The organism is Citrobacter sp. wls717 (genome assembly GCF_005280955.1).
GTDB lineage: Bacteria > Pseudomonadota > Gammaproteobacteria > Enterobacterales > Enterobacteriaceae > Citrobacter > Citrobacter werkmanii.
This window is the reverse complement of sequence record NZ_SZWW01000048.1, coordinates 1-7,687: the sequence shown is the minus strand read 5'-3', so window position 1 is coordinate 7,687 and position 7,687 is coordinate 1. Positions and strand designations below refer to the sequence as shown.

The following is a 7,687-nucleotide window of genomic DNA, read 5'->3' as shown; positions in this document are numbered from 1 at the left end:
AACGTTTAAGAAAATGCTGTTTTCCCGCCTGGCTGGCATTATTTGGACTTTTGCATAAGGGAAAACAAATGTTAGTCGGCTATGTGCGCGTATCAACAAGTGAGCAAAACACAGCGCTGCAGCGTGATGCACTGGAACGCTCAGGATGTGAGCTAATTTTTGAAGACAAAATGAGCGGAAAAACAGCAGACAGGCCAGGGCTAAAAAGGTTGCTCAGGACGTTATCAGAGGGAGACACGCTGGTTGTATGGAAGCTCGACAGGCTGGGAAGAAGCATGCGACACCTTGTTACCCTGATAGAAGAACTCCGGCAGCGCGGAGTTAATTTCCGTAGTCTGACTGACAGCATAGACACCAGTACGCCAATGGGGCGGTTTTTCTTTCACGTTATGGGGGCACTGGCGGAGATGGAACGCGAGCTGATAGTGGAACGAACCCGTGCGGGACTGGAAGCTGCAAGAGCTAAAGGCAGGATTGGAGGGCGAAGACCAAAACTGACGCCAGAGCAATGGGCACAGGCTGGCAGGTTACTTGCTGCAGGTGAAACACGGCAGCGGGTTGCTTTAATTTTTGATGTGGGGATCTCGACGTTATACCGCAAATATCCTGCGACATTGTGTGATTAACAGGACAACGCCGCGCAGCTGTCTGCGTGACGTAATCAATACAACATAGGGCGAAGCCTATTCCAATCAGGAGGTTCGCCGCTATGGCTCAGGATTACCACCACGGGGTGCGCGTTGTTGAAATCAACGAGGGCACCCGATCCATTACCACGGTGAGCACCGCCATCGTGGGCATGGTCTGCACCGGCGATGATGCTGATGCGTCTATGTTTCCCCTCAACAAGCCGGTTCTGCTGACCGATGTGCTGACCGCCAGCGGCAAAGCGGGAGAGTCCGGCACGCTGGCCCGTTCGCTGGATGCGATTGCAGACCAGGCTAAACCCGTGACCGTCGTTGTGCGCGTGGCGCAGGGCGAAACCGAAGCGGAAACCACCTCCAACATTATCGGCGGTGTGACTGCTGACGGTAAAAAAACGGGCATGAAAGCGCTGCTATCGGCGCAGTCGCAGCTCGGTGTCAAGCCGCGCATTCTCGGTGTGCCGGGACACGACACGCAGGCAGTTGCCACTGAGCTGCTGAGCGTGGCGCAGAGTCTGCGCGGGTTTGCCTATCTGTCCGCCTACGGCTGCAAAACGGTAGAAGAAGCAATTGCCTACCGTGACAATTTCAGCCAGCGCGAGGGGATGCTGATCTGGCCTGACTTTATCAACTTTGACACTGTGCTGAATGCAGACGCGACAGCTTACGCCTCCGCCCGTGCGCTCGGCCTGCGAGCCAAAATTGACGAGCAGACCGGCTGGCACAAGACCCTGTCCAACGTGGGCGTGAACGGTGTCACCGGCATTTCCGCTGATGTGTTCTGGGATCTGCAGGACCCGGCAACCGATGCGGGACTGCTCAACCAGAATGACATCACCACGCTTATCCGCAAAGACGGCTTCCGCTTCTGGGGTTCCCGCTGCCTCAGTGACGATCCGCTGTTTGCCTTTGAGAACTACACCCGCACGGCGCAGGTGCTGGCTGACACCATCGCTGAAGCGCACATGTGGGCGGTGGATGGCGTGCTCAACCCATCGCTGGCCCGTGACATTATCGAAGGTATCCGCGCCAAGCTGCGCAGCCTGAAAACGCAGGGCTACATCATCGGTGCAGACTGCTGGCTGGATGAGTCGGTGAACGATAAAGACTCCCTGAAAGCAGGGAAACTCACTATCGACTACGACTACACGCCGGTGCCGCCGCTTGAAAACCTGATGCTGCGCCAGCGCATCACCGATCAGTACCTGCTGGATTTCTCCAGCCAGGTCAGCGCGTAAGGGGACACCATGGCTTTACCACGTAAGTTAAAACACCTGAACCTGTTCAACGACGGGAACAACTGGCAGGGGATTGTCGAGTCTCTGACCCTGCCGAAATTCACCCGCAAGTTTGAGAAGTATCGCGGCGGCGGTATGCCGGGCGCGGTGGATGTGGACATGGGGCTGGATGACGGCGCACTGGACACGGAATTTTCAATCGGCGGCACCGAACTGCTGTTATTCAAGCAGATGGGTAAGGCAACCGTTGACGGCATCCAGCTGCGTTTCACCGGTTCCATTCAGCGTGACGATACTGGCGAAGTGCAGGCCGTTGAGCTGGTTGTGCGCGGGCGTCATAAAGAAGTGGATTCCGGCGAGTGGAAAACCGGCGAGAGTAGCGCCACCAAGGTCAGCAGTACCAACAGCTACGCGAAGCTGACCATTAACGGTGAGGTGCTCTATGAGGTCGATCTGGTCAACATGGTTGAGATCGTTGACGGCGTGGATCTGATGGAAGAACACCGTAATGCCCTCGGCCTCTGATTAACCTTAACGGCGCGGGCAGCCGCGCCAGTATTTCATTAACAGGATACGAACATGAGCGACAAGCTGACTGAAAAGACCGTAAAACTGGATACCCCCATCATGCGCGGTAAAACTGAAATTACCGAAATTGTGCTGCGCAAGCCGCAGTCCGGCGCACTGCGTGGCACCCGTCTGCAGGCCATTATGGATATGGACGTGGGCGCGATGATGACTGTGATCCCGCGAATCTCCACTCCGACGCTGACCGCGCAGGAAATGGCAGAGCTGGACCCCGCCGATCTGACAGCAATGGCTGTAGAGGTGGTGACTTTTTTGTTACCGAAGTCGGTGCTTGCCGATTTGCCGACAACCTGACGGTTGATGATCTGGTGGCAGATATTGCCACCATCTTTCACTGGTCGCCGTCCATCACTGACGTTATGCCGCTGACTGATGTGCTGGAGTGGCGGCATAAGGCAATTCAGAGAAGCGGGGCCAGCGATGAGTGATAATAACCTGCGACTGCAGGTAGTTCTGGGGGCGGTGGATAAGTTAACCCGCCCATTTAAAAATGCACAGGCTGGCTCTAAGGAGCTGGCATCAGCTATTCGACAAACCCGCGATCAGATTAAAAAGCTGAGTGATGCTGGAGGTCAGCTTAAATCTTTCGATCAACTAACTAAAAGTGTTAGCCGTACTGGTGCCGAACTGGATCAGGCGAGGCTACGCGCTCAAATGATGACGCGCGAAATGTCATCTTTGGAATCCCCGACAAAAAAACAAACGCAGGCGCTTGAAGCTCAGTGGCGTGCTGTTTCACGTCTTGAACAAAAACAGCAACAGGAAACTCGCCAGATGGCGGCAGCCAGGGCTGAGCTTTATCGGCTGGGGTTATCTGCTGGGGGCGGAGCGCGTGAGACGGCACGGATTGCACGAGAAACTGAGCGGTATAACCGACAGTTGGCTGAGCAGGAGCGCAGGCTGCGTGAAATTGGCGAGCGTCAGCGAAAGCTCAACGCCATCAAAGCCAAGGCTGAAAAGACCCGCGAGTTAAGGAACTCTCTGGCAGGTAATGGTGCAGGGGCGATGGCGGCTGGGGTAACTACTGGCATGACGTTGTTGGCTCCAGTAAAAGCCTATTCAGAATCAGAAAATGCAGCGAATCAGCTCGCCGGTTCAATGATGGGACCGGGCGGAAAGGTAGCGCCTGAATTTGAAAAAATTAACCGGCTTGCAGTTGCTTTGGGCGATAAGCTGCCGGGAACAACAGCCGACTTTCAGAACATGATGACTATGCTACGCCGTCAGGGTATGTCGGCGCAGGTCATCCTGGGCGGTTTGGGAGAGTCAGCAGCTTATCTTGGCGTGCAGCTACAGATGGCTCCCACTGCAGCAGCTGAGTTTGCGGCTAAGTTACAAGATGCTACTCAGACCTCCGAAAAAGACATGATGAATCTGATGGACGTGATCCAGAAAGGATTCTACGCGGGGGTAGATTCAGGAAATATGCTGCAGGGGTTCTCAAAAATCAGCAGCGCGATGGATATTATTCATAAAAAGGGATTGGACGCAGCTAAGACATTTGCTCCTCTATTAGTTATGGCTGATCAGGCTGGTATGGCTGGAGAGTCAGCTGGTAATGCCTACCGAAAAGTATTTCAGTCCGTCATGAATACGGAAAAAGTGAAGGATGTTAATGATGAACTAAAAGGCACTGGCGTTAGGTTCGATTTTACTGATGGAAAGGGGGAGTTTGGCGGGCTGGAGAAAATGTACACGCAATTAGCTCAACTCCAAAAGCTTAATACTGAGAAAAGGTTAGCTACGTTAAAAAGTATTTTTGGGGATGATGCGGAAACGCTGCAGGTGCTAAATATTATGATTACTAAAGGCATCTCAGGGTATCGTGAAACGGCTTCAAAGCTACAAAATCAGGCTTCTCTGCGCGAGCGTGTTGACGCCTCCTTGAATACTCTTGGTAATAAATGGGAAGCCGCTACAGGTTCCTTTACCAATGCTATGGCTAGTATCGGTGAAACAGTTGCCCCTGCATTAAAGAATCTGGCTGACTGGTTGGGTGAACTGGCTTCACGTCTGGATGGTTTTGTTAAACGACACCCACAATTGACCTCTGCGCTGTTTAAGCTGGCAGCTGGCTTTGCCATTGTTGCCACCGCCGCTGGGGTTGTTTCACTGGCGCTGGCGTCCGTGTTAGGGCCGATGGCAGTAGTGCGAATGAGCGCAGGGGGGATGGGGCTAAAATTTTCATCTGCATTTGGTCTTATTGGGAAAGCAATAAGTTCTGTTGGCAAGTCAGTTATATGGCTGGGCCGATTGATGTTTGCAAACCCTATACTGGCTGTCATAGGGCTGATCGCCGCTGGTGCTATTTATATCTGGCAGAATTGGGACACTCTTGGGCCAAAGTTCAAGGCCATGTGGGATGCCGTATGTAATGCCACAGGTACGGCATGGGATTGGATTAAAGAAAAGGCCAGTGCCGCATGGGAGGGGATTAAGTCACTGTTCTTTAATTATACCTTGCCGGGATTAATAGCTAAAAATTGGGATGCAATAAAATCTGGCGTTTCTGACGCGTGGGCCAATATCAGACAATCTATTAGTGATAAATGGAATTCGATCCTGGCTGATGTTGCCGCGCTTCCTGCGAAGTTTCAGGACATGGGCAGCGCCATTATTGACAGCATTCTCGATGGTGTTAATGCCAAATGGGAGACACTCAAAAACAAGCTTTCCTCAGTCACCGATTATCTGCCTGACTGGATGACCGGAAATAATAAAACACAAGGTAAAGCACAGGTGCAGGTGGTTGGTGGAGCAGCTGCTGCTGCCGTTCCGTTTGCCGGGATGTATGACAGTGGTGGGATTATTCCGCGTGGTCAGTTTGGTATTGTTGGGGAGAACGGCCCTGAAATTGTGAACGGCCCCGCAAATGTGACCAGCAGGCGGCGCACTGCCGCGCTGGCTTCCGTCGTTGCAGGCGTCATGGGCGTAGCGGCAGCGCCTGCAGAGGCTGCTCCACTACATCCTTACAGTCTGCCTACTGTGGCATATAAACAAAGCCAGCCTGCGAAATCTGCCAGTGCGCCGCCAGTGATGCACTTTGAAACTCACGCGCCGATCACTATCTATGCTCAGCCAGGGCAGAGTGCGCAAGATATTGCCCGTGAAGTTGCCCGACAGCTTGACGAACGCGAGCGCAAGACCAGGGCTAAAGCGCGCAGTAATTTCAGTGATCAAGGGGGATATGAATCATGATGATGGTGCTGGGGTTATATGTCTTTATGCTGCGTACAGTGCCATATCAGGAGCTGCAGTATCAGCGAAGCTGGCGACACGCCGCCAATAGTCGGGTGAACCGACGACCATCAACGCAGTTTATTGGCCCGGATAATGACTCGTTGACGTTATCTGGCGTCCTGCTGCCGGAGGTCACCGGGGGCAGGCTTTCATTGCTCGCGCTGGAGCAAATGGCAGAGCTGGGCAAAGCATGGCCCCTGATTGAGGGAAGCGGGACCATTTACGGCATGTTTGTAATCGAGAGCCTGAGTCAGACAAAAACGGAATTTTTTGAAAGCGGAATGCCTCGCCGTATTGAGTTTACACTGACCCTGAAAAGGGTTGATGAATCGCTGTCTGATATGTTCGGCAGTCTCAGCGATGAGCTCAGTAACCTGCAGGACTCTGCAACGTCTGCGATAGGTAATATTAAAAATACGGTTGGAGGGTTGCTGCAGTGAATTTTAGCTCTGATCTTTTTTACCTGAACAGCAAAAGCCCGGCTTTCAGTATCACCATTGAAGGTAAGGACGTGACCAGAGCGCTGGATGCGCGCCTGATGAGTTTGACGCTGACCGATAACCGGGGTTTTGAGGCTGACCAGCTTGATCTGGAGCTGGACGACGCCGACGGGCAGATTGTTCTGCCGCGACGTGGTGCTGTTATTCAGCTGGCGCTGGGGTGGAAAGGCCAGCAGCTTTTCCCTAAAGGGGCGTTTACTGTCGATGAGATTGAGCACAGCGGTGCTCCTGATCGTCTGACTATCCGTGCCCGTAGCGCTGATTTCCGTGAAACCCTCAATACTCGGCGCGAAAAGTCATGGCACCAGACAACCGTTGGCGATGTGGTAAAGGAAATTGCAGCACGGCATAACCTCAAAATGGCGCTGGGTAAAGACCTGACGGACAAGGCGCTGGATCACATGGACCAGACCAATGAAAGCGATGCCAGTTTCCTGATGAAGCTGGCACGACAGTATGGGGCGATTGCTTCCGTTAAGGATGGAAATCTGTTGTTTATCCGGCAGGGGCAGGGAAAAACGGCGAGCGGTAAGCCGCTGCCGGTTATCACCATCACGCGCAAAGCCGGTGACGGTCATCGGTTCACCCTTGCTGATCGTGGTGCCTATACCGGTGTTATTGCCAGCTGGTTGCATACGCGTGAACCCAGGAAAAAAGAGACAACCAGTGTTAAGCGTCGTCGAAAGAAAACCACCACACCCAAAGAGCCGGAAGCAAAACAGGGCGATTATCTGGTGGGAACGGATGAAAACGTGCTGGTTCTTAATCGTACCTACGCCAACCGTAGCAATGCAGAGCGCGCAGCAAAAATGCAGTGGGAACGTCTGCAGCGGGGGGTTGCTTCATTTTCTCTGCAACTCGCTGAGGGGCGGGCTGATCTCTATACGGAAATGCCGGTGAAGGTTACAGGGTTTAAGCAGCCGATCGATGATGCAGAATGGACCATTACCACCCTGACGCATTCTGTCAGCCCGGATAATGGATTTACGACCAGCATGGAGCTTGAAGTAAAGATTGATGATCTTGAAATTGAATAATTGGTTCTCAATATTGAATAATGCTTTATCATTATTGCGACTACGGCAAGATTGGTGGGATAACAGCGATGATGAACTGTCCAGAGTGCGGTCATGCAGCACATACCAGAAGCAGCTTTCAGGTGTCAGCTACGACAAAAGAACGTTACAATCAGTGCCAAAATATAAATTGTGGCTGTACGTTCGTTACTCATGAAACGTTTGTACGGCACATTATAAAACCGAATCTAATTTCTTCTGCGCCGCCACATCCTGGAAAAGGTGGTCAAGGCCACATGAGTTTCTGAACAAAACCCGCTTTAATGGCGGGTTTTTTGTTGCCGCCAGTCCGACACTCTATCGCCATTTTGCCGCCATTACCAAAGAAAAAGGGGCTACGTTTTCACGTAACCCCTTGTTTTATTTGGTGGAGCTGGCGGGAGTTGAACCCGCGTCCGAAA

At 52.7% G+C, this 7,687-nt stretch carries 9 protein-coding genes; all 9 read left to right on the top strand.

Annotation, left to right across the window (positions count from 1 at the left end; all coding sequences use genetic code 11):
• The first annotated feature begins 68 nt into the window (after positions 1-68).
• The 9 genes from FDX09_RS19585 (at position 69) to FDX09_RS19545 (ending at position 7,534) form a co-directional block, all read left to right on the top strand.
• Positions 69-626: a recombinase family protein gene (locus FDX09_RS19585; RefSeq protein ID WP_048233364.1), complete on the top strand. Its 558-nt coding sequence runs from the start codon at positions 69-71 to the stop codon at positions 624-626.
• 83 nt (positions 627-709) lie between these two features.
• On the top strand, positions 710-1,882 hold the full coding sequence (locus tag FDX09_RS19580; RefSeq protein ID WP_137347738.1) for a phage tail sheath protein: 1,173 nt from the start codon (positions 710-712) through the stop codon (positions 1,880-1,882).
• 9 nt (positions 1,883-1,891) lie between these two features.
• Positions 1,892-2,407 carry a phage major tail tube protein gene (locus FDX09_RS19575; RefSeq protein WP_032266119.1) on the top strand — a complete coding sequence of 172 codons (516 nt, stop codon included), beginning with the start codon at positions 1,892-1,894 and terminating at the stop codon, positions 2,405-2,407.
• Between the two features lie 54 nt (positions 2,408-2,461).
• Complete coding sequence (locus FDX09_RS19570) at positions 2,462-2,764, top strand: phage tail assembly protein (protein WP_032233623.1); 303 nt, start codon at positions 2,462-2,464, stop codon at positions 2,762-2,764.
• 14 nt (positions 2,765-2,778) lie between these two features.
• A complete protein-coding gene (locus FDX09_RS19565) occupies positions 2,779-2,898 on the top strand; it encodes a GpE family phage tail protein (protein WP_000763315.1) in 120 nt (39 codons plus the stop codon).
• Positions 2,891-5,668 carry a phage tail tape measure protein gene (locus FDX09_RS19560; protein WP_137347737.1) on the top strand — a complete coding sequence of 926 codons (2,778 nt, stop codon included), beginning with the start codon at positions 2,891-2,893 and terminating at the stop codon, positions 5,666-5,668. Before FDX09_RS19565 ends, FDX09_RS19560 begins: the two co-directional genes overlap by 8 nt.
• Positions 5,665-6,150, top strand: coding sequence for a phage tail protein (locus tag FDX09_RS19555; protein WP_137347736.1), 486 nt, complete (start codon positions 5,665-5,667; stop codon positions 6,148-6,150). The genes FDX09_RS19560 and FDX09_RS19555 overlap by 4 nt, the downstream gene beginning before the upstream one ends.
• A complete protein-coding gene (locus FDX09_RS19550; protein WP_137347735.1) occupies positions 6,147-7,247 on the top strand; it encodes a phage late control D family protein in 1,101 nt (366 codons plus the stop codon). The genes FDX09_RS19555 and FDX09_RS19550 overlap by 4 nt, the downstream gene beginning before the upstream one ends.
• 68 nt (positions 7,248-7,315) lie before the next feature.
• Entirely contained in the window at positions 7,316-7,534 is a 219-nt protein-coding gene (locus tag FDX09_RS19545; protein WP_000980498.1) for an ogr/Delta-like zinc finger family protein, read from the top strand.
• Positions 7,535-7,687: the final 153 nt, after the last annotated feature.

What these genes read in the sequence shown, in the direction of transcription:
- FDX09_RS19585 (WP_048233364.1), top strand. Translation starts at nt 69, where the DNA reads ATGTTAGTCGGCTATGTGCGCGTATCAACAAGTGAGCAAAACACAGCG.
- FDX09_RS19580 (WP_137347738.1), top strand. Translation starts at nt 710, where the DNA reads ATGGCTCAGGATTACCACCACGGGGTGCGCGTTGTTGAAATCAACGAG.
- FDX09_RS19575 (WP_032266119.1), top strand. Translation starts at nt 1,892, where the DNA reads ATGGCTTTACCACGTAAGTTAAAACACCTGAACCTGTTCAACGACGGG.
- FDX09_RS19570 (WP_032233623.1), top strand. Translation starts at nt 2,462, where the DNA reads ATGAGCGACAAGCTGACTGAAAAGACCGTAAAACTGGATACCCCCATC.
- FDX09_RS19560 (WP_137347737.1), top strand. Translation starts at nt 2,891, where the DNA reads ATGAGTGATAATAACCTGCGACTGCAGGTAGTTCTGGGGGCGGTGGAT.
- FDX09_RS19555 (WP_137347736.1), top strand. Translation starts at nt 5,665, where the DNA reads ATGATGATGGTGCTGGGGTTATATGTCTTTATGCTGCGTACAGTGCCA.
- FDX09_RS19545 (WP_000980498.1), top strand. Translation starts at nt 7,316, where the DNA reads ATGATGAACTGTCCAGAGTGCGGTCATGCAGCACATACCAGAAGCAGC.